Source organism: Spiribacter roseus (assembly GCF_002813635.1).
Lineage (GTDB): Bacteria > Pseudomonadota > Gammaproteobacteria > Nitrococcales > Nitrococcaceae > Spiribacter > Spiribacter roseus.
The window spans coordinates 895,242-921,663 of the sequence record NZ_CP016382.1; the positions used below are offsets into that span (position 1 = coordinate 895,242).

29 protein-coding genes and 1 other RNA gene are annotated in these 26,422 nt (G+C 63.7%); 13 read left to right on the plus strand and 17 right to left on the minus strand.

The genetic code is table 11. The annotated features are described in order from the left end of the window. Positions 1 to 18: 18 nt before the first annotated feature. Complete coding sequence (locus tag BBH56_RS04435) at positions 19 to 402, plus strand: outer membrane protein assembly factor BamE (RefSeq protein ID WP_148122078.1); 384 nt, start codon at positions 19 to 21, stop codon at positions 400 to 402. Here BBH56_RS04435 and BBH56_RS04440 read toward each other — a convergent pair. Together BBH56_RS04440 and BBH56_RS04445 are read right to left on the minus strand one after the other, a co-directional pair. Beyond that, the gene (locus tag BBH56_RS04440) at positions 399 to 722 is read right to left on the minus strand and encodes an RnfH family protein (RefSeq protein ID WP_148122079.1); all 324 of its coding nucleotides are present in this window, start codon (positions 720 to 722) and stop codon (positions 399 to 401) included. The two genes, BBH56_RS04435 and BBH56_RS04440, sit on opposite strands and share 4 nt — an antisense overlap. Beyond that, positions 712 to 1,146, minus strand: coding sequence for a type II toxin-antitoxin system RatA family toxin (locus BBH56_RS04445; protein ID WP_110882717.1), 435 nt, complete (start codon positions 1,144 to 1,146; stop codon positions 712 to 714). Before BBH56_RS04445 ends, BBH56_RS04440 begins: the two co-directional genes overlap by 11 nt. 117 nt (positions 1,147 to 1,263) lie before the next feature. Between BBH56_RS04445 and smpB the strand changes: the two genes are divergently transcribed. The 4 genes from smpB to BBH56_RS04465 all read left to right on the plus strand — a co-directional run bounded on the left by smpB (position 1,264) and on the right by BBH56_RS04465 (position 2,879). Continuing rightward, positions 1,264 to 1,752, plus strand: a complete 489-nt coding sequence (gene smpB / locus BBH56_RS04450) for an SsrA-binding protein SmpB (protein ID WP_110882891.1) — start codon at positions 1,264 to 1,266, stop codon at positions 1,750 to 1,752. 55 nt (positions 1,753 to 1,807) lie between these two features. Next, positions 1,808 to 2,165: a transfer-messenger RNA gene (ssrA, locus tag BBH56_RS04455) on the plus strand. An 89-nt stretch (positions 2,166 to 2,254) separates the two neighbouring features. Then, positions 2,255 to 2,545, plus strand: a complete 291-nt coding sequence (locus BBH56_RS04460) for a nucleotidyltransferase family protein (protein ID WP_110882715.1) — start codon at positions 2,255 to 2,257, stop codon at positions 2,543 to 2,545. Then, the gene (locus BBH56_RS04465) at positions 2,538 to 2,879 is read left to right on the plus strand and encodes a HepT-like ribonuclease domain-containing protein (protein ID WP_148122080.1); all 342 of its coding nucleotides are present in this window, start codon (positions 2,538 to 2,540) and stop codon (positions 2,877 to 2,879) included. The genes BBH56_RS04460 and BBH56_RS04465 overlap by 8 nt, the downstream gene beginning before the upstream one ends. Before the next feature lie 327 nt (positions 2,880 to 3,206). On the opposite strand, the gene BBH56_RS04475 is transcribed toward BBH56_RS04465, so the two are convergent. Together BBH56_RS04475 and BBH56_RS04480 are read right to left on the minus strand one after the other, a co-directional pair. Next, entirely contained in the window at positions 3,207 to 3,896 is a 690-nt protein-coding gene (locus BBH56_RS04475) for a type 1 glutamine amidotransferase domain-containing protein (protein WP_144348331.1), read from the minus strand. A gap of 73 nt (positions 3,897 to 3,969) precedes the next feature. Then, complete coding sequence (locus BBH56_RS04480; protein ID WP_198515262.1) at positions 3,970 to 5,934, minus strand: sensor domain-containing diguanylate cyclase; 1,965 nt, start codon at positions 5,932 to 5,934, stop codon at positions 3,970 to 3,972. 167 nt (positions 5,935 to 6,101) lie between these two features. Here BBH56_RS04480 and BBH56_RS04485 point away from each other — a divergent pair, with 167 nt between their 5' ends. Next, a complete protein-coding gene (locus BBH56_RS04485; RefSeq protein WP_148122082.1) occupies positions 6,102 to 6,878 on the plus strand; it encodes an SDR family NAD(P)-dependent oxidoreductase in 777 nt (258 codons plus the stop codon). Between the two features lie 16 nt (positions 6,879 to 6,894). Here BBH56_RS04485 and BBH56_RS04490 read toward each other — a convergent pair whose 3' ends face one another. Further along, positions 6,895 to 7,371 carry a universal stress protein gene (locus BBH56_RS04490; RefSeq protein ID WP_144348334.1) on the minus strand — a complete coding sequence of 159 codons (477 nt, stop codon included), beginning with the start codon at positions 7,369 to 7,371 and terminating at the stop codon, positions 6,895 to 6,897. A gap of 161 nt (positions 7,372 to 7,532) precedes the next feature. Between BBH56_RS04490 and BBH56_RS04495 the strand changes: the two genes are divergently transcribed. Further along, on the plus strand, positions 7,533 to 9,026 hold the full coding sequence (locus BBH56_RS04495; RefSeq protein WP_148122083.1) for a SulP family inorganic anion transporter: 1,494 nt from the start codon (positions 7,533 to 7,535) through the stop codon (positions 9,024 to 9,026). Here the strand turns inward: BBH56_RS04495 and BBH56_RS04500 are convergent. Both BBH56_RS04500 and BBH56_RS04505 read right to left on the minus strand, forming a co-directional pair. Continuing rightward, positions 9,023 to 10,213: an NAD(P)-binding protein gene (locus tag BBH56_RS04500; RefSeq protein WP_148122084.1), complete on the minus strand. Its 1,191-nt coding sequence runs from the start codon at positions 10,211 to 10,213 to the stop codon at positions 9,023 to 9,025. The two genes, BBH56_RS04495 and BBH56_RS04500, sit on opposite strands and share 4 nt — an antisense overlap. A gap of 2 nt (positions 10,214 to 10,215) precedes the next feature. Then, positions 10,216 to 11,535: an acetamidase/formamidase family protein gene (locus BBH56_RS04505; RefSeq protein WP_148122085.1), complete on the minus strand. Its 1,320-nt coding sequence runs from the start codon at positions 11,533 to 11,535 to the stop codon at positions 10,216 to 10,218. 195 nt (positions 11,536 to 11,730) lie between these two features. Between BBH56_RS04505 and BBH56_RS09595 the strand changes: the two genes are divergently transcribed. Genes BBH56_RS09595 through cydB form a run of 4 tightly spaced genes read left to right on the plus strand, consistent with a single transcriptional unit; the run spans position 11,731 to position 14,867 of the window. Beyond that, the gene (locus BBH56_RS09595) at positions 11,731 to 11,886 is read left to right on the plus strand and encodes a DUF5993 family protein (protein WP_157809091.1); all 156 of its coding nucleotides are present in this window, start codon (positions 11,731 to 11,733) and stop codon (positions 11,884 to 11,886) included. A 10-nt stretch (positions 11,887 to 11,896) separates the two neighbouring features. Then, on the plus strand, positions 11,897 to 12,448 hold the full coding sequence (locus BBH56_RS04510; RefSeq protein WP_186295116.1) for a disulfide bond formation protein B: 552 nt from the start codon (positions 11,897 to 11,899) through the stop codon (positions 12,446 to 12,448). An 11-nt stretch (positions 12,449 to 12,459) separates the two neighbouring features. Further along, entirely contained in the window at positions 12,460 to 13,842 is a 1,383-nt protein-coding gene (locus tag BBH56_RS04515; RefSeq protein ID WP_148122087.1) for a cytochrome ubiquinol oxidase subunit I, read from the plus strand. A gap of 2 nt (positions 13,843 to 13,844) precedes the next feature. Next, on the plus strand, positions 13,845 to 14,867 hold the full coding sequence (cydB, locus tag BBH56_RS04520; protein WP_198515263.1) for a cytochrome d ubiquinol oxidase subunit II: 1,023 nt from the start codon (positions 13,845 to 13,847) through the stop codon (positions 14,865 to 14,867). 8 nt (positions 14,868 to 14,875) lie between these two features. On the opposite strand, the gene BBH56_RS04525 is transcribed toward cydB, so the two are convergent. From BBH56_RS04525 to BBH56_RS04540, 4 genes are read right to left on the minus strand one after another with little or no spacing between them, the layout of a single operon-like run. Beyond that, complete coding sequence (locus tag BBH56_RS04525; protein WP_198515264.1) at positions 14,876 to 15,889, minus strand: 2-hydroxyacid dehydrogenase; 1,014 nt, start codon at positions 15,887 to 15,889, stop codon at positions 14,876 to 14,878. Next, positions 15,886 to 16,236, minus strand: a complete 351-nt coding sequence (locus BBH56_RS04530; RefSeq protein WP_110882699.1) for a YajD family HNH nuclease — start codon at positions 16,234 to 16,236, stop codon at positions 15,886 to 15,888. Before BBH56_RS04530 ends, BBH56_RS04525 begins: the two co-directional genes overlap by 4 nt. Positions 16,237 to 16,253: 17 nt before the next feature. Beyond that, the gene (queF, locus tag BBH56_RS04535; RefSeq protein ID WP_144348340.1) at positions 16,254 to 16,718 is read right to left on the minus strand and encodes a preQ(1) synthase; all 465 of its coding nucleotides are present in this window, start codon (positions 16,716 to 16,718) and stop codon (positions 16,254 to 16,256) included. Positions 16,719 to 16,756: 38 nt separating this feature from the next. Further along, positions 16,757 to 17,389, minus strand: a complete 633-nt coding sequence (locus BBH56_RS04540) for a LysE family translocator (RefSeq protein ID WP_144348341.1) — start codon at positions 17,387 to 17,389, stop codon at positions 16,757 to 16,759. Positions 17,390 to 17,454: 65 nt separating this feature from the next. Here BBH56_RS04540 and BBH56_RS04545 point away from each other — a divergent pair, with 65 nt between their 5' ends. After that, the gene (locus tag BBH56_RS04545; RefSeq protein WP_144348451.1) at positions 17,455 to 18,492 is read left to right on the plus strand and encodes a YeiH family protein; all 1,038 of its coding nucleotides are present in this window, start codon (positions 17,455 to 17,457) and stop codon (positions 18,490 to 18,492) included. On the opposite strand, the gene BBH56_RS04550 is transcribed toward BBH56_RS04545, so the two are convergent. Next, positions 18,474 to 19,790: a glycerate kinase type-2 family protein gene (locus BBH56_RS04550; protein WP_186295117.1), complete on the minus strand. Its 1,317-nt coding sequence runs from the start codon at positions 19,788 to 19,790 to the stop codon at positions 18,474 to 18,476. The genes BBH56_RS04545 and BBH56_RS04550 overlap by 19 nt on opposite strands. Positions 19,791 to 19,859: 69 nt before the next feature. Here BBH56_RS04550 and BBH56_RS04555 point away from each other — a divergent pair, with 69 nt between their 5' ends. Beyond that, positions 19,860 to 20,069 carry a hypothetical protein gene (locus BBH56_RS04555; RefSeq protein ID WP_198515265.1) on the plus strand — a complete coding sequence of 70 codons (210 nt, stop codon included), beginning with the start codon at positions 19,860 to 19,862 and terminating at the stop codon, positions 20,067 to 20,069. Between the two features lie 32 nt (positions 20,070 to 20,101). Here the strand turns inward: BBH56_RS04555 and BBH56_RS04560 are convergent, their stop codons facing one another. The 5 genes from BBH56_RS04560 to BBH56_RS04580 all read right to left on the minus strand — a co-directional run bounded on the left by BBH56_RS04560 (position 20,102) and on the right by BBH56_RS04580 (position 26,402). Then, positions 20,102 to 20,833 (minus strand): SDR family NAD(P)-dependent oxidoreductase, encoded by a 732-nt coding sequence (locus BBH56_RS04560; protein WP_148122089.1) that lies wholly within the window; start codon positions 20,831 to 20,833, stop codon positions 20,102 to 20,104. 10 nt (positions 20,834 to 20,843) lie between these two features. Next, positions 20,844 to 21,983, minus strand: coding sequence for a peptide-methionine (R)-S-oxide reductase MsrB (gene msrB, locus BBH56_RS09700; RefSeq protein ID WP_148122090.1), 1,140 nt, complete (start codon positions 21,981 to 21,983; stop codon positions 20,844 to 20,846). Between the two features lie 98 nt (positions 21,984 to 22,081). Further along, positions 22,082 to 23,812, minus strand: coding sequence for a SulP family inorganic anion transporter (locus BBH56_RS04570; protein WP_144348345.1), 1,731 nt, complete (start codon positions 23,810 to 23,812; stop codon positions 22,082 to 22,084). Beyond that, complete coding sequence (locus BBH56_RS04575) at positions 23,797 to 24,954, minus strand: mandelate racemase/muconate lactonizing enzyme family protein (RefSeq protein ID WP_198515266.1); 1,158 nt, start codon at positions 24,952 to 24,954, stop codon at positions 23,797 to 23,799. Before BBH56_RS04575 ends, BBH56_RS04570 begins: the two co-directional genes overlap by 16 nt. Then, positions 24,954 to 26,402: an aldehyde dehydrogenase family protein gene (locus BBH56_RS04580; protein WP_148122091.1), complete on the minus strand. Its 1,449-nt coding sequence runs from the start codon at positions 26,400 to 26,402 to the stop codon at positions 24,954 to 24,956. The genes BBH56_RS04575 and BBH56_RS04580 overlap by 1 nt, the downstream gene beginning before the upstream one ends. Positions 26,403 to 26,422: the final 20 nt, after the last annotated feature.

A 26,422-nucleotide genomic window follows, 5' to 3' on the forward strand; every position in this document is an offset into this window, starting at 1 on the left:
GACGACGCTTTCTTTATAATGATTTCAGTATACACCGGCAAACGGATCGTCGCAGCCCTGCTCGTGTCAGCGGCGCTTGTGGGGTGTGCCAGCACCGTCGAGGAGCTGCCCATTCTCTATAAACCGGAGATCCGGCAGGGCACGCTCTTTGACGAGGCCGACGTGGACGAGCTGCGGGCGGGGATGACCCGCCGCCAGGTGCGCTTCGTGCTGGGTCCACCCACCATTGATGACCCGTTTACCGATGACCGCTGGGATTATGTCTATGAGGTGGAGCCACGCAGCGCCGATGTCGAGGCCGTCTCGCGCCGACTGACGCTGACCTTCGACGCCAACGGTCTGGCCACGGCCCGCGGCGATTTCGTTGACGCCGACCACCCACTGGCGGGAACGGCGCGCTAGCGCTTCTGCGTGTGGCGCTGCGCCCGGGCGCGATGACGCCGCTGGGCCTTGGGATCGATCTGCAGGGGGCGATAGACCTCGACGCGATCGCCCGGCGCCAGAGGGGTTTCGGCGCTGACCGGCTCTGCAAATATCCCGACGCCGGCCGCGTCAATATCCAGTTCCGGGATGTCGTCGAGCAGGCCCGATTGCTCAACCGCCGCCCGTGCCGTGGTGCCAGCCTGTACGCGCAGGGCAATGAGCCATTGACGATCCGGTCGCGCATAGGTGACCTCGACATCGATCCAGTCGTCGGGCCCGTGGCGGTGGTCAGCGGCCATAGCGCTCGTCAGCCCGGTTGACGAACGAATCCACCAGCGTCCCGGCGACCTGAGTGAATACCTTCCCGAAGGCCATGGCCAGCAGCCGGCTGGAGAACTCGAACTCGAGATCCACCGAAACCTTGCAGGCCCCCTCGCCCATGGGCTCGAAACGCCAGAAACCCTCGAGGTGGCGAAACGGCCCCTCGATGAGGCGGATTTCGATCATCTTGCCGGGCTGACGATGATTGCGGGTGACGAACGACTTCTCGAATCCCGCCTTCGAGAAAAGCAGCTCACCGACCACCCGGTCTTCAGTGCGCTCGCGCTCGCGGCTGCGCTTTACCCACGGGAGATAGTCCTCGTAATGGGCTACGTCATCGACCAGATCGAACATCTGCTCGGCGGAATGCCGGACGATGGCGGAGCGGGAAACGGTGGTCATGCGCTGTGCTCGAGAGTTGCCGGTCAATAAGCGCCAGAGGATATCAGACTCCGCGCGGCGGCTCACCGCCGGCCCGGCGCATTGGATGCCACTGCCCGGCGCCGTTAGACTGTGTGGGTGAGTAAGAAATCAGGCAAAAAGAAACCCGGTGACGGCGGCTCGTCCATCGTCGTCAATCGAAGGGCGCGGTTCGAGTTCTTCATCGAAGAGCGCTTCGAGGCAGGGCTCGTGCTCGAAGGCTGGGAGGTCAAGAGCCTGCGGGCCGGACGCGCCAATCTGACCGAGGCGTATGTCTTCATCCGCAATGGCGAAGCCTATCTGATCGGCTGCAACCTGCCGCCGCTGCCAACCGCGTCCACGCACATCCACCCCGACCCCACCCGAACGCGCAAGCTGTTGCTGCACCAAAAGGAGCTGGCGAAGCTTGTCGGCGCGACCGAGCAGCGTGGATACACGGTGGTGCCGTTGGATATGCACTGGTCGCGTGGCCGCGCAAAGCTGACCATCGGGCTTGCGAAGGGCAAAAAACAGCATGACAAGCGCGCCGATAAGAAGGAACGCGACTGGCAGCGCGAGAAGGAACGCCTGCTCAAGCACCGCGTCTAGCCGCCGGCCCTTCCCCCGGAACTCCGCAACCGCTACCCTGTCTACTCACATATCTGGGGACGACATGGCTTCGACGAAGGTCGCAAAGCTCCAGGTGCATGTCGGGGATGTCACTCAACCTCGTTAAAAACGTGACAAAAAAGATAGTTGCCAACGACGACAACTTCGCTCTCGCGGCCTAAACACCCGTGAGCTGTCCACACTTGATCGCCTGTGGTTGGGTGTCGGACAGGCATATTACACAGGCTAGCCCCGCGGGGAGCCCGGACCCGCGCGGCGAAACCTGACGGGATCGCGGCAACCAGACCCTGGCCGTTGGGTCGGTGGCTGCTAAAACTAAAGACGGCGCTAAGCATGTAGACCCTGTAGTGGAGGTCCTTCGGACGCGGGTTCGATTCCCGCCGTCTCCACCAACACTTGGAACCCCGCTGCGGCGGGGTTTTTTATTGGCGGCTGAGAGAGTGTTAGTTTGCGGTATCAAGACACCGTCTAAGGAAGAACAATGAACAAACACCGCGCACTCGAGCTATTGAAACAGAGCAAGCCTGAGCTCGAAGCTCGTTTCGGTGTCACTCGGCTCGCGCTTTTCGGATCAACCGCCCGAGACGCCACGAACGTTGGCAGCGATGTAGACGTACTGGTTGCCTTCGATGGTCCGGCTACCTCTAAACGCTACTTTGGCGTGCAGTTCTACTTGGAGGACCTCCTCGACTGCCCAGTCGACTTAGTGACAGAAAAGGCACTTCGCCCAGAGCTCCGTCCATTTATTGAGCACGAGCGAGTCAATGTCTGAAGGCGGGCAACGTCAATGGCGTTTTTATCTGGACGACATGACTGAGTTCGCCGAGAAAGTACTCGCGTACACCGATGGCCTGGACCAAGAAAGTTTTGTAGCCAGCGGTATAACCTATGACGCAACATTAAGGAATCTCGAATTGATTGGGGAAGCCGCCAGGCATGTACCTCATGAAATTCGCACCGATCGCCCGCAAATCCCGTGGCGAATGATCATTGCCACTCGTAACCGCGTGATACATGGCTATCTGGGTATAGATCAAGACACCCTCTGGAGCATCATTCAAGATGACATTCCCGAGCTCGTGCGAGTCTTGAAGGATGCGAAGTAGGGACTCAAACAGGCTCCTTGGTCGCGTTATGTCAACGGCCGCCTGGATCGAGTCCTGAGCTGTCTATCTTGACTGTTTTGTTATGAAGGAAAGCTTAGGTGACTATCCGAGGGCCTTTTCACCGCTTTCGGCTCTTCCAGGTTCCGCCATACTGATACGAGTCGGGATGCATCGGCTTGATCGTTTTCAGACAGGCCCCGCAGACAAAAACCCAGTCGGAGCCTGCGCCGTAGCGACACCGGTAGAGGACATCCCCGGGGCGGTCACACTCGGCGCAGGTTTTCGTTCGTCGACGCATGGGCATCCCTCATCGCGCCTTCATGCCGCCTACCGCTTCCCGAGCCACTCCAGCAGCGCCTGTGCGGTCGGTGCGGAGGACGGCGGGTTCTGACCAGTGATCAGTTGTCCATCCACACGCACGTAGGGCGCGAAGTCATCCGCCTTGGCGTAGTCGGCACCGCAGGCCTGCAGGGCGTCCTCCACCCGATGAGGCACGACGTCGGTCAGGCCCACCGCAGCTTCCTCGCCATTGGTGAAGCCCGTCACCTCGCGCCCCTTTACGAGCGGCTCACCCGCCTCGGTCCGGGCGCCAACGAGCACGATCGGTGCGTGGCAGACGCTCGCCACCGGCTTACCCTGGGTGATGAAGGTCTCGATCAGACGGATCGAGTCGGCATCTTCAGCCAGGTCCCACAGCGGGCCGTGGCCCCCGGGGTAGAACACGGCGTCAAAGTCATCGGCAGTCATCTCACTGAGGCGATGCGTGCTGGCCAGTGCCGCCTGAGCCTCAGCGTCGGATTCGAAACGCCGCGTGGCCTCGGTATGACTCTCCTCGGCGTCGCTGGACGGATCCACCGGCGGCTGGCCGCCCATGGGCGAGGCCAGCGTCAGGGAGACGCCCGCATCCTTGAGCACATAGTAGGGCGCGGCCAGTTCCTCGAGCCAGAAGCCGGTTTTTTTCCCGGTATCGCCCAGCTGATCGTGCGAGGTAAGGACGATTAACACGTTTTCAGACATCGATACTCCGTTGTCTTTGGTCAGATCGCCATGACGCTACACCTGCCCAGGGGCTTTTCATACAGCCGCGGCGTTAATCCGGTCGGGCCTCCTGTTGCACCGTCCGGTTGCGGCCCGCCCGTTTGCCGGCGTACATGCAGTCGTCCACGCGTTTTATGAGTGCTCGTAGCGTCTCGTGACCGTCACAATCAACGACGCCCAGACTGATGGTCACTGGTGTTGGCACACCGAGGTCAGCGCCTTCAACACCGCATCGCAGGGCTTCTGCTACCTTGTAACCACTCGCCTCATCCGTGGCGGGCAGCAGAACGAGAAACTCCTCCCCACCCCACCGCGCAAGGGCATCAACCCGGCGAAGCCGCTGACTGACAAGTACCGCCAGCGTCTTCAGTACGGTATCGCCGGCCGCATGGCCGTATTGGTCGTTAACCCACTTGAAATGATCCACGTCGAACAGAATCAGGCTGAACACCCCACCATGCCGTTGAACGCGCTGCATCTCCGCGTTCAGAAGCTCCGTCATCCGCCACCGGTTCCAGACCCCGGTCAGTTCATCGTGGGCCGCCCGGTATTCAAGGTGAGCCTCCGCTTCGCGCTGCCGCGTGATATCGACGCCTGAGGCGAGTATGCCGGTAACCTGACCGGTGGTGTCCCTGAACGGGGCGTTACGAAAAGCGATGACCCGTTTTTCGCCTTTCGCCGTCACAATGTGATTTTCATGGTATTCCGTTTGTTGGGTATCTCCTCGCCGCAACGCCGCGAAAACTCCCTCAAGGCGTGATTTTTCTTCCGCCGGCAGAAAGGCATCAAACCATCGTGTGCCAACGATCGCTTCACGCGGGAGGCCGATCAGCTCACAACCGTATTCATTGATTTCGGTGATCGCTCCGGTGATATCCATGAAAAGGATCATGACCGGCGCCGTATGGAAGTAAGCCTCGGTCTGACCGCGTGCCTGCTGAAGCGCCTTAATGGCAGCCTTTTTCTCAGAAATATCACGCACCATCATTTGGACAATCACATCATCATCCAGATCAATCCGGCTCAGCTGGACTTCCGCCGGGAACACACGGCCCGTCGCCGTTTCGTGATACCACTCGAACAGCGACTGGCCGCAGTCAAGGGCATGTTGAGTCCAACGCTGCGTGGCGTCGGCGGAGGGTTCGCCATCAGGCTGGGTCGTGGGCGATAGGGCAGCAGGCGTCGCATAGCCACGAAGGAACTGCCCGGAGTCATGGACTTCGAAGAGGGCCAGCGCCGCGGGATTGACGGCCATGAAATACCCTTCCGCGGCCATCAACATCACCGCATCGCGGGAGGCCTCAAACACCGCGCGATAGATGGATGGATCCCGGTCGAACTCCCCCCGTAGGGTGTAGAAGCGCTCAATATCTTGATCGATCATCTCCTCCGCCGATCGCCCCAGGATTGCCTCAAGGGCGGCGTCGACCCGCTTAATGCGCCGCTGATGATCGATGAACGCGACACCCGCCCCGGGGCGGCCGGCCGCGAGCGGGACTGCATCGCCGGTTGACCCGGTGGCCGGTTGCGGCCTTGGCGCCGCATCGCCGGCCCCCGGCGACCGCGGGACGACGGCCGATTCAATCAGGGCCTGGAGTCTCTGCGTTTCATCCAGCAGCGATTGCCGCGCCGCAAGGGCTGGATCGACATCGCTATGCATCCAGACAAGGTGATCGACATCGCCGCCCGAGGCGGAGAATGGCAGGACGCTCCATCTCACCTGATAGGCGATGCCATCGCGCCGGAGGCCCCAGACGACGGCAACGCAGGGGGTATCGGTGCTTAGATTGGCCTTCAGGGCGTCGATCAGCGCGGGCTCGCCCAGAGGCGCCAGAGACGGCACAGGCCGGGTCCCCAGCAGCTGTGCACGCGAACAGCCGGTGAGACGCGCAAAAGCCCTGTTCAGATCGCTGACCACCGGCCCGGGTTGTTCCGGAACGAGCCTGGCGGTACAGACGGGATATTCCGACTGCGCGATACAGCGACTCAGTGAATCAGCCATGTCTGTGTCAGTCATACCCATCTTCCCTGAAAATTTCTGCTAAAGGCCATCCATGTCGCCATACACTGGATTGATTGCCCGGATTTAACAACTCACTTGGATAACGGTATTGATCGACCGCGGACCCGCCTTTTAGCCTGCATGCATTACGGTTTATTTCACCTCAATAGAGGAGAAGACCCATGGAACTGGAAGGAAAGACGGCACTGGTCACCGGCGGTGGACGCGGAATCGGCGAAGGGATCGCCATCGCACTGGCCAATGCCGGCGCCGACGTGATGATCGCGGATCTCGATATCGAGATTGCCCGGGAAACCGCCACCCGGGTTGAAGAGACCGGCCGGCGCAGCGGTGCTTTCCAGGTCGACGTGTCCGACCCGGAATCGGTCAATGAGCTGATTGACAGCGTGGTCGCGCAGGCGGGACAACTGGATATTGCCGTCAACAACGCCGGGGTTCTCAGCATTGGTTCGGTCGACGAACTCTCCATTGATGACTGGGACTGGATCATGAAGGTCAATGCGAAGGGCGTATTCCTCTGCTCGCAGGCGGAGCTGGCCGTCATGCGGCCGCGGCGCTTTGGTCGCATCATCAATGTGGCCTCGATCGCCGGCAAGGTCGGCTTCCCGGACCTGTCCCACTACACCGCGTCGAAGTTCGCCGTCATCGGCTTCACCAACGCGATCGCCAAGGAGGTCGCCGCCGAGGGAGTGACGGTGAATGCCCTGTGCCCGGGCATTGTCGGGACCGGCATGTGGCGCGGCGAGGACGGCCTTGCCGGCCGCTGGCGCCACGAAGGCGAAACCGAGGCCGAATCCTGGGAGCGCCACCAGAAAACATTGCTCCCGCAGGGTGAGGCCCAGACCCCTGAGGACATGGGCCAGCTCGCCGTGTATCTGGCGACCGCCCAGCATGTCACGGGGCAGGCGATGGCCGTCGACGGCGGCTTTTCGCTATAAAAGCCGCAGCCCCGCCTCAGGCGGGGTTGTCTCCCACCGGGGGCAGATGGCGTTTCTGCTCCTCGGCTAGATCCACATCGTGCACGACCAGAATCGGCTGATCGGCATGCCGGACGAGCCATTCCGTCGCCGAGCCGTGCAGGAATTGCTGAAACCCGGTCCGGCTGCGCGTGCCCATGGCAATCAGATCGGCCTTCCATTGTTTGGCCTGATCACTGATGGTCTCCGCCGGGTTGCCCACCGCAACGGCCTGCTCCTCATCATCGCGCTGCCAGGTCGCGAGCCTGCGACTGGCCTCATCTTCGGCCTTGCTGCGCTCATCCCGCGCGTGGGTCGGATTAATGACGGGATTGGCCGTCGCCGAAGCGATATCACTCGGATTGACCACGTAGAGCAGGCGGATGACCGCGCCGGGGTGATAGGCCCGCGTGACCGCAAGCGCCCGCGCCGAAGCGGTTGTGAAGTTGACCGGTACCAGAATGCGCTGCTGCATGGCTCCTCAGCCTGTTGATCGATGAGGCTGCATGGTAACGGAAATCTCGATGCACCACGCATCATCGCCCATCGCCACTTGCCGCGGTGCAGCAACTGCCGTAGCTTACCCGACCTCCCGCCCGCGGATGGCCTCACCGGCAGTATTAAGGAACGAGCGACTTGGTTGATCGAGCGACGGACTATTGGGCGACGCTTCGCCGCAGCTGGTTTTCGAACGTGCGCGGCGACCTTGTCGCCGGCATCGTCGTGGCCCTCGCACTGATTCCGGAGGCGATCGCCTTTTCGATCATCGCCGGCGTCGATCCTGCCGTCGGGCTTTACGCCTCGTTCTCAATGGCCGTGGTCATCGCGTTCACCGGTGGACGACCCGGCATGATATCGGCCGCCACCGGGGCCATGGCACTGGTCATGATCACCCTGGTCGCCGAGCACGGTGTCGAATACCTGTTTGCCGCGACAATACTCACGGGCGTGCTGCAGATGGTCTTCGGTCGGCTGAGGCTCGCGCGGTACATGATGTTCATCCCGCGCACGGTCATGCAGGGGTTCGTCAACGCACTGGCCATCCTGATCTTCATGGCCCAGGTGCCACATTTCGTCGGCCACGGTACACCCACCTATGTGATGGTGATCGGCGGACTCGCCATTCTGTATCTGTTCCCGTACATCAACCGGACCGTTCCCCCGGCGCTTGTCACCATCGTCACGCTCACCGGCGTGGCGTACTTCCTGGACATGCCCCTGAATACCGTCGGCGATATGGGTGAACTGCCGAGCGGGTTACCGGTATTCGGGATCCCCATGGTGCCGATGAACCTCGAGACCCTTCAGATCATCCTGCCGACCGCGCTGACCCTCACCATCGTCGGGCTGCTCGAGTCACTGCTCACCGCCTCGATCGTCGACGATCTCACCGACACACCAAGCAAGAAAAACCGCGAGTGCATCGGCCAGGGCATCGGCAACTGCGTCACCGGGCTGTTCGGCGGCATGGCGGCCTGTGCAATGATCGGTCAGTCGATCATCAACGTTAAGTCCGGCGGGCGCGGACGGCTTTCCAGTCTCGCTGCCGGGGTGTATCTGCTCTGTTTCATCGTTTTCTTCGGGGACCTCGTCTCGATGATCCCGATGCCGGCGTTGGTCTCAGTGATGATCATGGTGTCCATCGGCACCTTCGACTGGAGTACCTTTGGCATGCTCCGCAGAATGCCCCGGACCGACGCCTTTGTGCTGATCGTCACCGTCGCCACCGTTGTCCTCACCCATGACCTCGCCAAGGGCGTGCTGGCCGGTGTCCTGCTGAGCGCGGTGTTCTTTGTGCGTAAGCTGGCCCGACAGATCACCGTCACCTGTAAGGACAGCGACGATGGCCAACACCGTGTCTATCATGTCAACGGTGTGCTGTTTTTTGTGGCGGTGGACAACTTCCTCTCAGGGTTCGATTTTGCCGCCGACGTACCGCAGGTCACCATCGACCTCACCCACACGACCCTCTGGGACAGTTCCGCGGTCGGGGCGGTGGATCGTGTGGTCGGCAAGCTCCGTCGCAACGGCGCCGAGGTCGCGGTCCGTCACCCCGAGGGCCAGGGCGCCCTTCTCATGGACGCCATGGCCGCGTATGACGACCCCAAGGCAGGCGCCTCGCAGCACTAGCGCGAGCAAGTGCCGACCATCGCATCGGCGACTTCGACACCGGACACCAACGCCGACTCGCAGCTGCCCATTCGCGTGTCGGTGCGGACGTAATCCCCACAGAACGCCACACGGGCGTCGGGGCACACCGCCAAGGCCTGCGGCAGTGGCTCGCCCTGCGGAAAGGCATTCCCCCAGCGATGCAGCAGCGGGCCGAAGGCGTAGTCGGCGTTGCTGGCAGCCGGCAGACCGGGAATGCCATCAAGCGCGACGAGCATTTCCTCGATGATCGCGGCTTCCCGGGCAGTATCCGAGGACGCGTCGCCCACCCGCGCGGCACTCGACGAGCTCCCGTGCACGCCTGCGTTGCCCGCGGCATAGTCGTCGGTGGAGTGCAGCACCACCGCACAGCGCGCCTCACCACAGGGCTGGATGGAGATTTTCGAGAGCACCGCGTGATCGGCGACCACTGCGTCCCTGAACGCCAGGCTCTGCCATTGGGCGGCGAGGTCGCCCGTGCAGTACAGCAGGACCGTCAGCACCGGCGCCGCCGTCTGCTGGGCCACCACCTCGAGGGCGTCGTTCAGCCGCGCATCCCCCAGGTCGGAGGCAGCCCCGACCAGCGGCGGCTCGCCGCCGAACGTCGCCGACCAGCGCGGATGGGCGATGCCACTGCCGGCCGCGATCAGCCAGTCGGCCCGTCCGATCTCCTCGCCGTTTTTATCCGACAGCACCCACGGATCGTCAGACGCCCGACCACGACTGAGGCCCCTGACCATGCTCGAGTAATGCGTCGTGACGGGTGCGAGCAGACGGTTTTCGTCATCACGCAGCAGATCGCCGGCGATGTTCGCCATCTCGCCATCCCGGCCCGTGATCAGAGCCGTGCCAGGCTCCTGCCGGCGCGGCGCAACAGCGCCGGTCGCTCCATCCAGGGTGCATCGTGGCCCCGTATAGGCCGTCGTGGCATCGCCCAGAGATGCCAGCATCTCCCGTCCCGTGCGGGTTGAGATATCCGCATAAGGGGCCCCGTGGTTGATGCGCAGCTCGGGAATCGACCGCGTTCGACGGGTGGCGGCCCGGCCACCGGGGCCGCGACCGATTTCATACAGGCTGATCGGGCTGAAGGCATCGGGCCTGGTGAGGGCCAGCCGGCGCGCCACCGACGCGCCGGCGATGCCGTTACCGATAATGGCGACACTCGACATGTTCACTCCAGACCATACTGCTCGCGGGCATAGTCACCCAGACCCACCGCATCCAGTCGCGCCAGCGGCGCCAGAAAGGTCACCTGAATCACCCCGGGCGCCCGACCGATCTCGATGGCGCCGTTGACGGTGGCGCGGTTGCGCACCTCGGGCACGGACAACCTGAGCAGTCGGGCCGCGCGTTCCAGCCCGTTATCAATGGCGTCGTTGAGGTTGGCGGCCGTGCCAATCACCGAGATGGGTGCGGTCGGTTCGATGGGCCCAGTGCCCCAGCGGTTGGCCAGCCGCTCTCCCCTCGCCTTTTCCTCGTCGCTGAATGGCCGGGCCATGGGCGGCAGGTCTTCAACCAGCGGAAAGAGGACCGGACCATCGATGGGGTAGTCTTTCAGCACCTCCACCTGCAGCGTGACGCTTCCCGCCACGTCCATGGTGTGACCGGCGATTTCGCCATCGCCCTGTCCGGCATGCATGTCCCCCAGATAGAGCCCGCCCCCGTTGACCTTCACCGGCGCCACCAGGATCGCGCCAGCCCGCACCGCATCAATGTCGAGGTGGCCGTCGGTCTTGTGCTCGACCAGCTCCGCCTGGGTGATCGAGTAATCATGGGGCGCGCCCACCAGAAAGGCCCCGAAATCGCCGGCGTTGTGACTGTCTGGCAGCGCCCGTGAGGGGCAGCTCCCAAGCTGGCCGAGGAATGGACGCATACGGATGAGCGTCGCCGGCATGTCAGCCGGGGCGTAATGGAGCACGGAGTGCTGATGGCTGCCATCCGGTAGCGCCGCATAATGATCCGCATCGTGACCCACCGTTTCGGCGGCGGCCGGGGGCAGGGTCACGCCCACATGGCGGCTGTCATCAAAGGCGACGGTATAGCCATGGACGATCTCGAAGGGTTTTACCGGCTGATTGCAGGCATCACAGCGCACCGAGTCCTGTCCGATCCCCTCGATATGCGTCGCCGGCCAGAGGGTGTCGCACTGCGGACAGCGGGCGGCGACGTAGGGATCACCCAGGCAGAACCCCTCGGGCGAACTGTCGTGGCCCGACGCGGTTGCCAGCGAGGTGACGGTGATGTCGCGGATACGCACCACAAGCCCGTCTCCCACTCGAGCACCGACAACCTCGACGGGGCGGGTGACCTCGTGCCCGCCCCGCAGGCTTGGCGTGATCATTGGGCCCCAGCAGCCGGGCGCCGTATTGGCGATGATGGTGCCACCATCCTCGACCGGACCGAGCATGCGGGCCTCGGGATCGATGACGCTGTTGGTGTACTCGTTCACGACGACACTGCGGTATCCGGACGCTTTGACCTTGTCGAGCATGGCGACCTCTATTGGTTTGGAAGGGGATCGGTTCTGAGACTACCACCGCCCATCGTGGCTGTCGCGAGTGCTGACGGGCGGCGACCGCCGTCAGGATTTGTCAGTAAATTTCACCGTATTTTTCTGGCTTCGATGGGTACAAACGGGTATTACTAATCTGCGCCGTATCGACCATAAAAAAGGGGAATCGCATTCATGATGGTCCTGCCTTTTCTACTCGTTGCCATCGCGCTCGCGCTGGTCTTTTTCGACAGGCCCGCGCTGGCACACGCGACCTGGGGGGTCGGTCTGCTCTGGACGCTCTACCTGCTGAACGTCCATGCAACCGACAAGCTCAATCTCAACTTCTAGGGGTCGCGAAATGACAGAGTCACTCTCAAAAAACCTCAATGCCCTGGGATTGATCGCGATCACCATCGTGCTGGGGTTCGCATTCACCGATCAGCTAATCAACGATGATCTGCCCTGTCCGCTGTGCCTGCTGCAGCGCGCCGGGTTCGCCCTCGCGGGATTCGGCCTGGTCCTCAACCTGTTTCACGGGCAGCGGGCGCGGCACTATGGCCTCGTGATCCTGGGCGCACTCGCCGGATTCGCCGTCGCCGTCCGCCAGATCTTTCTGCACATCGCTCCCGGCACCGGCAGCTACGGTGATGCGTTCATCGGCCTGCACTTCTACACCTGGGCCGCGCTGCTGTTTGGCCTGATCGTGCTGGGATCGGCGGTGATGCTGCTCATCGATGGCGGATTCCGAACCACCAGCGAGCGGCGCAGCACCCACCCGACCGGGCTTGCATTGCTGGCATTCGGCCTGTTCAGCCTCATCGTCGTCGCCAATGCCGCATCGACCTTCGCCGAGTGCGAGCTGGGCCTGTGCGCCGATAATCCAACCCAGTACGAGCTGCTGGAGAACTAGGGCACCCGCGTATGGAACTCGATCCACTGATCCTGTCCCGGATCCAGTTTGCGTTCACGATGACGTTCCACATCATCTTCCCGTCCTTCACGATCGGGTTGGCGGCGTGGCTCGCGACGCTGGAGGGGCTGTCGCTCGCCACGTCGCGGCCGATCTATCGTGAACTGTTCGATTTCTGGCTCAGGATCTTTGTGATCGCCTTCGTCATGGGGGTCGTCTCCGGCATCGTCATGGCGTTCCAGTTCGGCACCAACTGGAGTGCCCTGTCCGCCCGCACCGGTCCCATTCAGGGCCCCCTGCTGGCGTACGAATCGTTTACCGCGTTCCTGCTCGAGGCGACGTTCTTCGGTGTCATGGTCTTCGGCCGTCAGCGTGTCTCGCGTGGCGTGTACTTCTTCTCGTGTCTGATGGTGGCGATCGGCACCACCGTGTCCTCGTTCTGGATACTCGCCAACAACACGTGGATGCAGGTACCGGTCGGCTACGCCATGCAGGGCAACCAGTTCGTGCCCACCGACTGGGGCGCCATATTTTCCAGCGAAGTCCTGTGGGTCCGCTTCCCGCACATGATTCTGGCCGCCTATCTGACCACCGCGTTCTGCGTGGCGGCGACCGGTGCCTGGTACACCCTGCGCCACCGACACGCCGAGGGGGCACGCGTCATGCTGCGGATGGGGCTGGGGTTGGCCGCGGTACTGATCCCCCTGCAGCTGGTGATCGGGCATCTGAACGGTGAATATGTCGAGGCCCATCAGCCGAGCAAGTTCACGGCCATCGAAGGCCGTTGGCAGACTGAACAACCCGCACGGCTGCTGCTCCTTGCCTGGCCGGATGAGGCCGCTGAGCGCAATGCCTTCGAGATCGGTGTGCCGGTCATGGGGAGTTTTTTCGACAGCCTGACCTTTGACTCGCGCGAGCCCGGCATTGTCACGGTGCCCGTCAATGAGCGTCCGCCGTTTCTCGTCCCCTTCTATGGATTCCGGATCATGGTCGGAATGGGGCTGGTGATGCTGTTCGTGTCGTGGTCAGGCGTCTGGCTGACGCGGCGGGCCCGCATGGACAAAGGGCGCGCACCGCCCCGGTGGTTCTTATGGGCGACGGCGATCAGCTTTCCGAGTGGTTTCATCGCGATCGTCGCGGGCTGGTTTACCGCCGAAATCGGGCGCCAGCCCTGGGTGGTGTTTGGCGCGCTGCGCACCGCCGACGCCGTGACGCCGTCGCTGACCACCAGCGCGGCCCTCACCTCCCTGCTTGTCTATGTGACGCTCTACTCGTTGATCTTCCCGGCCGGGACTTACTACATCTGGCGGGCGCTAAGGGCCGGACCCGGTGCGGAAAAGACGACGAGCAATCAGGGTGATCGCGGTCTCATCGTCGAACCGGCGCGGGTGTAAGCGTGCCGTTGGATCTGATGCAGACCCTCGCGGCATTCAATCTAGTCCACTTCTGGGCACTGGTACTGGCATTCGCCATCCTCATCTACGGGCTGCTGGATGGCTTTGATCTGGGGGTGGGCATTCTCTTTGGGTTCAATGCCGATCCAGTCCAGCGTGATCAGATGATGCAGACCATTGAGCCGGTCTGGGATGGCAACGAGACCTGGCTCGTGGTGGTGGGAACGGTCCTTTTTGCGGCCTTCCCCGCGGCGTATGCGATCTTCCTCTCGGCGTTCTACCTGCCCGTCGTCATCCTGCTGGGCGCGCTCATACTCAGGGGCGTGTCCATGGAATTCCGTGGCCGCAGCGGGCGCCTGCGGGGACTCTGGAGCGGCTGTTTCAGTGGCGGCTCGCTGGTTGCCACCTTTGTGCAGGGGACGGCGATCGGCGCCCTGGTCGAGGGTATCGACATCAGCAACGGTGAGTACGCCGGCGGCGCCTGGGATTGGCTGTCGCCCTTCGCGCTGCTCGGCGGGTTCGGGCTTGTGGCGGGCTATGCGCTGTTGGGCGCCGGTTGGCTAGTCCTGAAGACCCGCGGCGGGCTGCGCGAATGGAGTTATCGGTGGCTGCCGCGACTCATGGTCCTCACCGTTGCCTGCGTACTGGCAAGCTTCATCTGGACCCTGATGGGATCGATGGACATCAGCCATCGCTGGGCCGACTCACCGGAGTGGGTGATGGTGCCGCTGGTGCTGGTCTTGTTGGGTGCGGGCGGCCTCGCATTGAGTGTGCGTCAGCGCCGGGACCGACTCGCCTACCCCATGGCCGCGATGATCTTCATCGCCGCCTTCTGCGCATTCATATTCAGCTTCTGGCCGTGGATCCTGCCCGGGGACCTGCGCTTCTATCAGGCGGCCGCGCCGCCGGCCTCCCTGCAGTTCCTTTTCTACGGCGCCGGGCTGGTGGTGTTACCCGTGGTGCTGATCTACACCGTCGGCGTGTACTGGATCTTTCGGGGTAAATCGCGACCCATTGACCCATAAAACGCCACTCACAAGCGTCGGGTCAGTTCGTTGTCGCAGACCTCGTCGCGGGAGACGGCGGCAACGTTCTGCAGCGTCACCTCGGCGATCTGGGTCATCGCCTCCTGGGTGAAGAAACCCTGATGGCCGGTGATGAGCACATTGGGGAATGTCAGCAGGCGCGAGAGCGTGTCGTCGGCGAGGATCTCGTCAGACAGATCGCGAAAGAAGACGTCACTCTCCTGCTCGTAGACATCCAGGGCCAGGTGGCCGACCTTCTTTGACTTGAGCGCGGCGATGACCGCCTCGGTGTCGACCAGCCCGCCGCGGCTGGTATTCACCAGCATCACACCATCGCGCATGCGCGCGATTGATTCGGCGTTGATCATGTAGTGGTTGGACTCGGTCAGCGGACAGTGGAGGCTGATGATGTCGGCCCGGGCATACAGATCGTCCAGCGCCACATACTGTCCACCCAGCGCCTTGAACGCCGGGTTTTCGTAGACATCGTAACCCAACAGCGCCACCCCCAGACCCGACAGCACGCGAGCGGTGGCCACGCCGATGCGGCCCGTTCCAATCAGCCCGACGGTGCGGCCGTTGAGGTTAAAACCCAGCAGCCCCTTGAGGTTGAAGTCGCCCTCGCGCACCCGGGCATAGGCCCGATGCGTGTTCCGGTTGAGCGTGAGGATCAGCGCAAGGGTATGCTCAGCGACCGCCTCCGGGGAGTAGGCCGGCACCGAGACCACCGCCAGCCCCAGGCGCTTGGCCTCGGGCAGATCGACGTGATTGAAACCCGCACAGCGCAGCGCCACCGTGCGCACGCCGGCGTCGGCGAGCGCCCGCAGACAGGCCGCATCCAGCGTGTCATTGACGAAGGCACAGATCACCTCGGCGCCGTCGGCGAGCCTTGCCGTGTCGGCATTCAGCGGTGCGTCGGTAAAGGCCAGATCAAAGCCGTGGGCGGTGTTGGCCGCCTCGAAAAAGGCCTGATCATATTTCTGCGCGCTGTAGAAGTAGATACGCGGCGTTGAATCCATCATTTATCCAACATTGACCTCAGATCGGCGAATGGCGAATGGGTGCCCGGGGGCGAACCCTGATCCGACTCGCCCGGCGCGTGATGCGCCTCGAGGGCACGCTGATGCTCATTGTCGTGGCAGTAGATGCACAACAGCTCCCAGTTGCTGCCGTCATCCGGGTTGTTGTGGTGGTCATGATCGCGGTGATGGACCGTGAGCTCGTGGACATTGGCCCGCGTAAACTCGCGCGTGCAGCGGCCGCACACCCACGGGAAGAGCTTGAGAGCCTTTTCCCGATACCCCCGCCTGCGCGCATCGGCCGCCCGGTTGGCATCGCCGACGATGCGATCGAGCTTTTCATGATCCATCGCTCGGACCCTCCCTGCTAACCACGACCGCGGTAGCCTGCGACACCCTGCTCGGGGATCCAGACATCAACCGGCGGTTGCCCGGTCTGATAGAACACATCGATCGGCATACCGCCTCGCGGGTACCAATAACCACCAATCCGCAGCCAGACCGGTTCGAGAAGATCCGCGAGCCGCCGGGCAATGGTGACCGTGCAGTCTTCGTGGAAGGCGCCGTGGTTACGAAAGGCAAAAAGAAACAGCTTGAGGGATTTGCTCTCGATTAACCATTGCCCGGGGACATAGTCGATCACCAGGTGCGCGAAATCCGGTTGCCCCGTCATTGGGCACAACGACGTGAACTCCGGGGCGGTGAACCGCGCCAGGTAGTGCACGTCGGACTGCGGGTTCGGCACCCGCTCGAGTACCGCCTCCTCGGGGTTCGTTGGAATGGGCGACTGACTGCCAAGCTGTGAAAGGCCGGCGGTGGGATCCTCGCTCATGCTGGTCTCTGCTCCGCTGGGTTGTGTGAGGGGAATCGTCATTCATACAGCGAAGGCAGCCCGATGACCAGTCCCACCGCAATCAACAAAAGCCCCGCCACCTGGTTGACCCGCCTCAACGCCGCGGGCGACTGGATCAGGCGTCGCAACCGGTCGATGCCGACCGCGAAGATCATGTTGCCGAGAAACGGAATCACCATCGATGTGACCACGATCACACTGATGTCCAGTGCCGTTACCGTGCCAAGATCGAAAAAACCCGGCAGCAGCCCCAGATAGAACAGCACCGCCTTGGGGTTCCCCAGGATCGCCGCCAGCCCCGCACTGAAGCCTGGCCAGAAACCCGGACGCGTCAGTCGGCCATCGGCCTGAATGGCCCGGTCCGCGTGCCGGATCAGCTGCATGCCCATCGCGGCGAATAAAAGCGCCGCGACCCAGCGCAGTATCACCAGCGTTTCATCATGGGCCGACACAACCCAACTCAGGCCATGGATGGCCGCCAACGGCCAAAGCAGATCCCCCACCACCACGCCAAGGGCCAATGGCAGCGCAGCCGCGAATCCGCCCGAGAGCGTACGCGCCAGTAGCGCCAGCCACACCGGCCCCGGTGTCAGAAACAACACCAGCAGCGCCCCGGCGTAGAGGGTGAGATCCGCGATCCCGATCGTCATGCCGGTCGATGATACACACCGACTCCGCTATGCTGCGCCCCCATGAACGTCACCCGACACCCACTATGACGGGGCTTGCCGAAGCCGCCCGCCATCGCCTCGCAGTGGGTCGCCGTGCCGCGCCCGGTGTCGGGATCAGTCTGGCGGTGGCCATGGTGGCGCTGTTCCTCGCCAGCCACTACGGCGCGCCGGTGATGTTGTTTGCCCTGCTGCTGGGGATGGCGCTGGGGTTTCTGCGCGAGCGCGAGCGTGTGGCGCCTGGCATCCGCCTGAGCACCCGAACGATTCTGCGGGTGGGCGTGGCGCTGCTCGGCGCCCGCCTGACGCTAACCGATCTCACTGCACTGGGTCTGACCCCGGTGCTGATCACGCTGGCGACGGTCGCCGCCACCCTGCTTGTCGGTTTTGGGGTGGCGCGCGCACTGGGAATGGGCGGGCGTTTCGCTGTGCTATCCGCCGGAGCCGTGAGTATCTGTGGGGCCTCGGCGGCCCTCGCGATCGCCTCGACCCTGCCGCGGGATGAGCGACTGCACCTCGACACGGTTCTGGTGGTGGTCAGCGTCAGCACCCTGAGTACCGTCGCGCTGGTGATCTATCCCATCCTCGCGGCGCAACTGGGCATGGACGACGCCCAGGCGGGCGTGTTTCTAGGGGCCACGATCCATGATGTGGCCCAAGTTGTCGGTGCGGGTTTCAGTGTCTCTGAGACCTCGGGCGAGACGGCGACCATCATCAAGCTGCTGAGAGTGGCGCTGCTGCTGCCGCTGGTGCTGGGACTGGCGCTGGTGTTGCGCGAGCGCGGTAACCGTCATCTTCCCGGGCAGCCGCACAAGCGCCCCGCCCCACCGATTCCCGGGTTTCTGCTGGGGTTCCTCGCCCTCGTGGGCATCAATAGTCTGGGTTGGCTGCCAGCGCCCTTGATGGCGGTGCTGGCGACCACTTCCACCGCCTGCCTCATTACCGCCGTGGCGGCGCTCGGCATCCAGAGCCAGATCGGCGAAATGCTCAAGCTTGGCTGGCGCCCGATCACGGTGATCGTGCTGCAGACCCTGTTCATGGGGGCAATGGGCGCGATGCTGGTCGGCTATTGGCTCCCCGCCTGAGCACGAGGCTCAGCAATAAGAATAGCGCGCAGATCATTGACATTGGTGAGGGTGGGACCGGTCATCACCAGATCGCCCAGGGCGGCAAAAAAGCCGTAGGCATCATTGTTGGCGAGCCGATCCCGGGGGTTGACGCCCATCCGACGCGCGCGGGCGAGCGTATCCGGGGTGACCATCGCCCCGGCATTGTCCTCGCTGCCATCAATGCCGTCACTGTCGCCGGCCAGGGCATGGACCGTTTCGGCTCCCTCAAGGGCAATGGCAAGCCCGAGCAGGAACTCGAGATTGCGGCCGCCCCGCCCTTCACCCCGCACGGTCACCGAGGTCTCGCCGCCGGACAGCAGCACACAGGGCGGCGCGGCGGGTTGATGATGACGGGCGACCTGTCGGGCAATGCCGGCCATGACGCGACCCACCTCACGCGCCTCGCCTTCGATGGCATCGCCCAGAATGATGGGCCTGATGCCCTGCGAGCGAGCGTATTCCGCCATGGCCTCCAGTGATGTCTGCGAGCGGGCCACAATGATGTTCTCCACAGCATCGAGCCGCGGATCACCGGGTTTGGGCGTTTCCTGCCCGGATGACTCAAGGTGATGGCGCACGGCCGTGGGTGGATCGATGCCAAATCGATCCAGAATCGCTCGTGCATCGCCGAAAGTGGTCGGATCTGCGACCGTCGGACCCGAGGCAATCGTCGCCGGATCATCGCCGGCGACATCCGAGATCATCAGGGTGGTCACGCGGGCGGGCCAGGCCGCGACGGCGAGTTGCCCGCCTTTGACGGCCGACAGATGCTTCCTGACGCAGTTGATATCGGCGATGTCAGCACCCGACCTGAGGAGCGCTGACGATACTGCCTGCTGATCCGCCATTGTCAGACCGTCGGCCGGCAAGGTGAGCAGCGCAGAGCCGCCGCCGGAGAGCAGACACAGCAGCTGATCCCCCTCCCCCAATTCATGGGCGATGTCGACCATCCGTTGAGCGGCCTCACGGCCGGCTGCATCCGGTAGCGGATGGGATGCCTCGATGCACTCGATGCTCTCGAGCATCGCCCCATGGCCATAACGGGTGACAACCAGTCCTTGCGGCGCCGGCACGTCCGGTGGCCACGCCTTCTCCAGCGCCTGCGCCATTGCCGCGGCGGCCTTCCCCGCACCGATGACCCGGGTCCGCCCGTCTTTACTGATCGGCGGAAAATGCGGCGCAACCACGCGGGCTGGATGCGCGGCAGCCACACCCGCATCAAATAGACGACGGAGCGCATCCATCGGATGGCTGATCTCAGGCCCATTGATCATCCGGGTCTACGCTCTCATGCTTGTATCGAGTGAATCCTACAAGGTCACCGGTCTCAGGAGTAAACCGCAATGAAGCAATGGATCATCATTTTCATGATGTTATTGGGTAGCTGGAGCGGCAGCGCGCTTGCACAGTCCAGTTACGGGTCGGGCGTCATGCATGGCCCTGGACCGGGAATGATGACGGGAATGATGATCATCCCCATCGTCATCAGTCTTCTGATCATCGTCGTTCTGGTGCTTTTGATCCTCGCGCTTATCAAATACCTGCGTCAGTAATCGGATCGCCGCCGGGGCCGATGCGCATGATGCTACTGCCCCCTGGCACGCAACGCGCCCCGACCGCCATCGACCGGGAACACCTGACCGGTGATCCAGCTGGCGTCGGTGCCCAGCAGGAATGCCGCCATCGCGGCGGAGTCGTCGGCGACGCCGACGCGTTTGAGCGGATGACTGGCCGCGAGCGCCTCGGCCATCTTCTCGTTGGACAGCAGCGAATCGGCGATTTCAGTCTGGCTGATGCTGGGCGCAATGCAGTTCACCCGGACCGAGGGCGCCAGATCGGCCGCCAGCGACCGGGCCAGGGCCTCGACGCCGCCTTTAGCCGCGGCAATCACGGCATGGTTGCCAAAGCCCTGTCCGGCCGCCACCGTCGAGAACATCACGACGCTGCCCCGCGCCTTCTGCAGTGCCGGTGCGGCGGCCTGCACCGCGATTGCCGCTCCCACGGTGTTCAGCCGGTAGCAGTCAAGCAGGTCTTTCTCGGTCAGGTTCTTGAGGGGCTTGAGGACGATATTGCCGACACAGTAAGCCAGTCCGGCAAGCCCTTCATCGGACTGCGCGCTTTGGACCGCCGCCTTGATCGAATCGGTATCCAGCACATCGCAGGCGAACACGTCGGCCCCGAGGGCCTGCGCCAGCGGCAGGATGGTCTGCGGATCACGCGCCGAGAGCACGAGCGGCTGACCCGCGGCGGCCAGGCGGCGGGCGAGTGCTTCGCCGATCCCGCCGCGGGCACCCATTATAAGCGTCGGTGCGGTCATTGATTACGTCCTATTCAACTTCGCTGATCAGTGAGCCATAGCCCGCCGCTTCCATCTCCTCCAGCGGGATGAACTCAAGCGCGGCGGAGTTCATGCAGTAGCGCAGACCCGTTGGTTCCGGCCCGTCGGTGAAGACATGGCCCAGGTGCGAATCGGCATGCTGACTGCGGATCTCAGTCCTTGTCATGAACAGGCTGTTGTCCTCGCGTTCAACCACCGCGTCCTCGCGGATGGGTTGCGTAAAGCTCGGCCAGCCGGTGTCAGAGCGGTACTTGTCACGCGACGAGAAAAGCGGCTCGCCCGAGACCACATCCACATAGATGCCGGGGCGCTTCTCGTCGTAATACGGATTGTCATAGGCGGGCTCAGTGCCGTCTTCCTGGGTCACGTAATACTGCTCATCGGTCAGACGCGACTGCAGGAGCGCTTCAGGGGGCTTTTCGAAGGTCGCCGGATCGAACGCTTCCACCGATGGAGAACCTGACTGGCGCTGCGGCTCATACTCGGAGAAATCCACTGACTGATCATCGCCCCAGATCTCTTCGATGAACTGATAACGCCCGGAATTGAATGTATAGAGCCGGTAGCGCACCGGCTTTTCCTTGTAGTAGTCCTGATGACGGGCCTCGGCCTCGTAGAACGCGTCAAACGGGACTACTTCGATTCTGACCGGCTCGTCATAGCGGCCGGAGGCCTCGAGCGCCTCAATTGACGCCTCGGCGGCGCGTTTCTGGGCCTCATCATGGTAAAAGATCGCCGGGCGATACTGCTTGCCACGATCAACGTACTGGCCATTGATGTCGGTCGGGTCCGCCGTCCGCCACAGGCCTTCGAGCAGACCTTCGTAGGTGATTCTGGTGGGGTCGTAGTAAACCTGCACCGCCTCGGTGTGATCCGTACGGCCGCCGGAGACTTCCTCGTAGGTGGGATCCTGCACCTCGCCGCCGCTGTAGCCGGAAACGGCCTCGACCACGCCGGGCACGTTCTTCTCGTAGTACGCCTCAACGCACCAGAAGCACCCGCCCGCGAATGTCGCGACGGCCAGATCCGGATCATCCGGGGCAAAGCCCGAGTCGCTGGTCTGGGCACTGGCCACTGCCGCCAGCCCCAGACCGATAAAAGTGGCAATGCTTATTGAAAAGGCTTTCATGGCTTCCCTTGTCGTCCCGCCGGTGAAGGCAATGGCTGAGTATCCCATACGACATCGCGGAAGCCGATGAATTCACGCCGCGGCCCGCCGGATGGGCGTCAGCGCAGCAGCCGGCAGACGTCGGCGCCCTCGCGCTGGCAGGCATCACACAGCGGCGCAGTCTCAAATACCGCGGCAATGGCATCTCCGGCCCGACTGAACAGGTTCTGCTCGCCAATCCGGCTGCTCAGCACCGGATGGCGTAACAACCGGAGGGCGTCGTCCTTGAACCCGCAAAGCCATAGCCCACCCCCGCGATCGCGCATGCGCTCGGTTTCCTGGGCCAGCATTTCGGCGGCGGCCAGATCGACCCGCTCGATCGCGCTGCCTTCAATGATGACATGAGAATAGCCGCGGTCGCAGGCCGCCCACAGGCCCTCGCGCACGTGGTCCAGCGATCCGAAGAACAGCGGACCATCAACCCGCAGGATCAGCACTTGCGGGCACTCCGCCAGTCCGCGTTTGTGGGCGTTCCGCAGCGGTCGCCCGGGCCGATCGGTCATGGGCACGACGCTGACCAGGCGGGGTCGGGCGCTGTGCTTGAGAAACAGGAGCAGAGACAGGAAAACGCCCACGTAAATGGCAAACTCGAGTCCCAGGAACAATGTGGCGAGCACCGTCACCGCAAGAATCGTGGTCTCCTCGCGGCTCGCCCGGACGATGTCGCGCAGGCGATGCCAGTCGATCAGGTTCCACGCAATCACGAACACCACCGCGGCCATCGCCGGCATGGGCAGATACCCGGTGACATCCGGGAACCAGACAATCACCGCCAGCACGAACCCGGCTGCAAAAATACCGGCAATCGGTGTTCTCGCGCCGGCGTCGTAGTTGGCGCCGGTACGAGTGAACGACCCCGAAGCCGCATAGCACGAGAACAGACTGCCGAGGAGATTGGAGAGGCCCTGGCCGATGAACTCCTGACTCCCGTCGATGCGCTGGTGCGACCGCATACCCACGGCCTTGGCAATCGCCACCGCCTCGATCAGTGCAATCATGGCGACGGCCAACGCGCCGGATGCCAGCTCAGGCATGCGCTCGAAGGCGATGAGATCGAACGACGGGGGTGGCAGCGCCCCGGGGGTCGCACCAACCATCTGCACGCCCGCGGCGGCGCCGCCTGAGAGCGCACCGACCCCCGTACCCACCGCCATGGCGCTGAGCAGGACCGGCCAGCGCGGGCGATAGGCGCGAACCAGCAGCGCCGTGGCAAGCGTGACACCACCGATGATCACGGCCTGCGGCTCGGTCGCCGGCAGCGCGCCACTGATCGCCCGCAGGCGATCGACCAGTCCATAGCCAGCCTCCAGGCGGATGCCCAGAAAGTGATGGACCTGACTGACCGCAATCACCACGGCCGCTCCGGCGGTAAACCCCACCACCACCGTGTGCGGGATGAAGTTGACCAGCGTTCCCACCCGGGCGATCCCCAGCATCAGCTGGATCACACCGACCATGAAGGTCAACGTCAGCACGTATGAGAGAAACGCCGGATGCTCGGGCGGGACGATGCCACTGACCACGCTGAACACCACAATGGAGATCGCCGCAGTCGGCCCTGACACGAGGTGATGCGATGAGCCGAACAGCCCGGCAATGACCGGCGGGATGATCGCGGTATAAAGCCCGTACTGGGCTGGAAGGCCGGCGATGAGGGCATACGCCACCCCCTGGGGCAGGACAATGATCGCACCGGTCAGCCCGGCGCGCAGGTCGGCAAGCATCTGTCGGCGTCCGAGGCCGGGCCAGGCGCCGATGAAGGGCAGCAGTCGGATCAGGCGGTCAGGCATAGCGTCTCCCAGTCACGCAACGCCGCCCCATCGGGCACCACTCCAAGACCGGGGCCCGATGGCAGTTCCATGGCGCCGTTGGCAATACCCGGGAAGGGTGTCGCCAGCTGCTCGCGCAGCGGGTTGGGGTTGCAATCAACCTCAAGCCGGCCGTCTCCGCCCACGGCTGCCAGGGCATGCGCCGATGCGATCAGGCCAATGCCACCGCCCAGATAGTGCGGGCAGTAACGCCGTCCGGCCTCAAGCACCCGCCGGGCGATGGGCAAGCACGCACTGAACCCGCCCCACTTGGCCAGATCCGGTTGGATCACCGATAGCAATCCGGCTTCCGCCGCCGCGTCGAACCCCGCGACCGAGGCCAGATTTTCGCCACCGGCCAGCGGGATGGCGGAGCACGCGGCCAGCGCCCGCCAGTCAGCCACCGGGGTGTCCACCGGCATGGGCTCCTCAAGCCATTCAAGACCGCTGCCCCGCAGATCGGCCACCATCGCCCGGGCTTCCGGAAGTGACCAGGCCTGATTGGCATCGGCCATCAGATGTTCCTGATCGCCGCGCTCGGCGAGCAGCGCCGCGATCGTGCGTCGGTCCTGACCGGCCTCAAACCCGATCTTGACCTTGAAGGCATCAAAGCCCGACGCCCGGGCCCGCTGCAGGGTGGTGACCGCGCCGTGCGGATTGATGCCGCTGGCATAGACCGGTATCCGGGAGGCGACCGGTCCACCGGCGAGGACCTCGCCAAGCGGGCGGCCCTGACGGCGAGCGGCCAGATCCCAGAGCGCGATATCAACACCGGCCAGGACCTGATCAAGCGGCCCGAACTCACGCGTTTGCAGCGCGAGTACACGGGTCGCCTGCACCAGAAACCGCTGTGCGGCGGACGGATCATCGAAGGATCGGCCGACCAGCTGCGGCGCGACCACTTCGGCGGCCAGACGGGCCCGGTGCTCGGCCCCGCAGACCGGGTAGTTGCACCAGATTTCGCCCCAGCCGGAGGCCCCCTCGTGATCGGTCACCCCAACCAGTACACTAGGCCGATCGGTCATGGTCCCGAATGAGGTCCGCACGGGTTCTTCAATGGGCGCCCGCAGGACATGCAGGGCCACCTGCTCGATCCGCCCTGTGGTCAGCGCCTGCATGCCCATCAGATGCCGCCGGGCGACTGCAGGTACGCCGAATGCTCGGTGGTGTAGAAGTTGACCGCCGACGGACCCACCGAGTAAGCGCCCACGCCTGAGTGGCGAATGCCGCCAAACGGCATGTGATCATCAGGGATCGTGCCGTGATTGACGTGCAGCATGCCGTTCTGGCTTTCGTCGAGAAACCGCTGGATCAGCGCCGAATCGTTGGAGAAAAGCGACGAGGTCAGCCCGAAGTCGACATCATTGAGCAAGCGCATGGCCGTATCGAATTCCGTATAACGCATGACGCTGATGACCGGGCCGAAGACTTCTTCGCGGGCGATCTCCATGGACGGTTCCACGTCGCGCAGGACGGTCGCCGGGTAGAAAAAACCATCGGGGGCACTGTCAACCTGGATCGCCCTGCCACCGGCCACTACGTGGGCACCCGCCTCGACGGCGCGCTCGACAAAGCCGCTGACCCGTTGGAACTGATCCTGATTGATGAGCGGGCCCAGCGTCGTCGCCGGATCGATCCCCGCACCGACCACCTGGGCCTTCGCGCGCGCCCTGAGGCCATCGATCACCGCGTCATGCAGGGCGTCGGCGACGATCACACGACTGATGGCAGTGCAGCGCTGCCCGGCGCATTGGCAAGCCGCGCCAAAAACCTGGTCGAGGCAGCGCTCGAGATCGTCAGTGTCATTGATGACGACCGCGTTTTTGCCGCCCAGCTCGAGCGACAGTTCGGCAAGATTCTGCGCGGCTGCGGCATAGATCCTGCGGCCGGTTTCCACGGATCCGGTAAACGTCACGCCATCCACCGCGGCATCGCTGACCAGCGCTGCGCCTACCTCGCCGCCGCCATGGACGATCTGCAGCGCCCCGGCGGGCAGAAATTCCTCCGCCGCCTCGGCGATCAGACAGGCCGGTGCGGGCGTCAGCTCAGAGGGCTTGAGAATAATGGCATTGCCGTGGGCAAGCGCCGGCGCGATCTTGCGCATGGGCGTGAGGATCGGGAAGTTCCAGGGGGTGATGGCGGCGATGACGCCGCGCGGCCGACGCAGCACCATGTTGCGGCAATCGGGCTTCTGCGCGGGCATGACCGCGCTATGGCCGCGGACCGCCTCGCCGGCCATGAACCGCGCCTCGCGCAGCGACTTGCCGGTTTCACCACGGGATTCGGCAATGGGTTTTCCCTGCTCGAGCGTGACCGCACGGGCAATGTCCTCGGTGCGTGCCTCAACGGCATCCAGCAGTGCGACGACACGACGGCTCCGCTCGGCCGGCGGCAACGCCGCCCACTCGGCCTGCCCGCGGCGGGCGGCATCCATGGCGGTGCGCAGCCCGGCGGGAGAAGTCGGAGAATAGCGACCCACGCAGGTCCCGGGCGCACTTGGGTCAACCGTTTCAAACACCTCGCCGGTGCCGGGCTGCCACTCGCCGTTAATGAACGATCCAAAGGTATACATCAGCTGGACTCCTGTTGATT

Bases quoted from the DNA above. Each gene is read 5' to 3' on its own strand.
- BBH56_RS04490 (WP_144348334.1), bottom strand. From the start codon at position 7,371: ATGCAGCAGCGCATTCTGGTACCGGTCAACTTCACAACCGCTTCGGCG.
- BBH56_RS04555 (WP_198515265.1), top strand. From the start codon at position 19,860: ATGAAGCAATGGATCATCATTTTCATGATGTTATTGGGTAGCTGGAGC.
- BBH56_RS04500 (WP_148122084.1), bottom strand. From the start codon at position 10,213: ATGTCGAGTGTCGCCATTATCGGTAACGGCATCGCCGGCGCGTCGGTG.
- BBH56_RS04525 (WP_198515264.1), bottom strand. From the start codon at position 15,889: ATGATGGATTCAACGCCGCGTATCTACTTCTACAGCGCGCAGAAATAT.
- BBH56_RS04440 (WP_148122079.1), bottom strand. From the start codon at position 722: ATGGCCGCTGACCACCGCCACGGGCCCGACGACTGGATCGATGTCGAG.
- BBH56_RS04445 (WP_110882717.1), bottom strand. From the start codon at position 1,146: ATGACCACCGTTTCCCGCTCCGCCATCGTCCGGCATTCCGCCGAGCAG.
- BBH56_RS04460 (WP_110882715.1), top strand. From the start codon at position 2,255: ATGAACAAACACCGCGCACTCGAGCTATTGAAACAGAGCAAGCCTGAG.
- BBH56_RS04550 (WP_186295117.1), bottom strand. From the start codon at position 19,790: ATGATCAATGGGCCTGAGATCAGCCATCCGATGGATGCGCTCCGTCGT.
- BBH56_RS04515 (WP_148122087.1), top strand. From the start codon at position 12,460: ATGGAACTCGATCCACTGATCCTGTCCCGGATCCAGTTTGCGTTCACG.
- BBH56_RS04570 (WP_144348345.1), bottom strand. From the start codon at position 23,812: ATGCCTGACCGCCTGATCCGACTGCTGCCCTTCATCGGCGCCTGGCCC.
- BBH56_RS04580 (WP_148122091.1), bottom strand. From the start codon at position 26,402: ATGTATACCTTTGGATCGTTCATTAACGGCGAGTGGCAGCCCGGCACC.
- BBH56_RS04560 (WP_148122089.1), bottom strand. From the start codon at position 20,833: ATGACCGCACCGACGCTTATAATGGGTGCCCGCGGCGGGATCGGCGAA.
- msrB (WP_148122090.1), bottom strand. From the start codon at position 21,983: ATGAAAGCCTTTTCAATAAGCATTGCCACTTTTATCGGTCTGGGGCTG.
- BBH56_RS04480 (WP_198515262.1), bottom strand. From the start codon at position 5,934: ATGACTGACACAGACATGGCTGATTCACTGAGTCGCTGTATCGCGCAG.
- BBH56_RS04575 (WP_198515266.1), bottom strand. From the start codon at position 24,954: ATGGGCATGCAGGCGCTGACCACAGGGCGGATCGAGCAGGTGGCCCTG.
- BBH56_RS04540 (WP_144348341.1), bottom strand. From the start codon at position 17,389: ATGACGATCGGGATCGCGGATCTCACCCTCTACGCCGGGGCGCTGCTG.
- BBH56_RS04475 (WP_144348331.1), bottom strand. From the start codon at position 3,896: ATGTCTGAAAACGTGTTAATCGTCCTTACCTCGCACGATCAGCTGGGC.
- BBH56_RS09595 (WP_157809091.1), top strand. From the start codon at position 11,731: ATGATGGTCCTGCCTTTTCTACTCGTTGCCATCGCGCTCGCGCTGGTC.
- BBH56_RS04505 (WP_148122085.1), bottom strand. From the start codon at position 11,535: ATGCTCGACAAGGTCAAAGCGTCCGGATACCGCAGTGTCGTCGTGAAC.
- BBH56_RS04510 (WP_186295116.1), top strand. From the start codon at position 11,897: ATGACAGAGTCACTCTCAAAAAACCTCAATGCCCTGGGATTGATCGCG.
- queF (WP_144348340.1), bottom strand. From the start codon at position 16,718: ATGAGCGAGGATCCCACCGCCGGCCTTTCACAGCTTGGCAGTCAGTCG.
- BBH56_RS04465 (WP_148122080.1), top strand. From the start codon at position 2,538: ATGTCTGAAGGCGGGCAACGTCAATGGCGTTTTTATCTGGACGACATG.
- BBH56_RS04530 (WP_110882699.1), bottom strand. From the start codon at position 16,236: ATGGATCATGAAAAGCTCGATCGCATCGTCGGCGATGCCAACCGGGCG.
- BBH56_RS04485 (WP_148122082.1), top strand. From the start codon at position 6,102: ATGGAACTGGAAGGAAAGACGGCACTGGTCACCGGCGGTGGACGCGGA.
- BBH56_RS04545 (WP_144348451.1), top strand. From the start codon at position 17,455: ATGACGGGGCTTGCCGAAGCCGCCCGCCATCGCCTCGCAGTGGGTCGC.
- BBH56_RS04435 (WP_148122078.1), top strand. From the start codon at position 19: ATGATTTCAGTATACACCGGCAAACGGATCGTCGCAGCCCTGCTCGTG.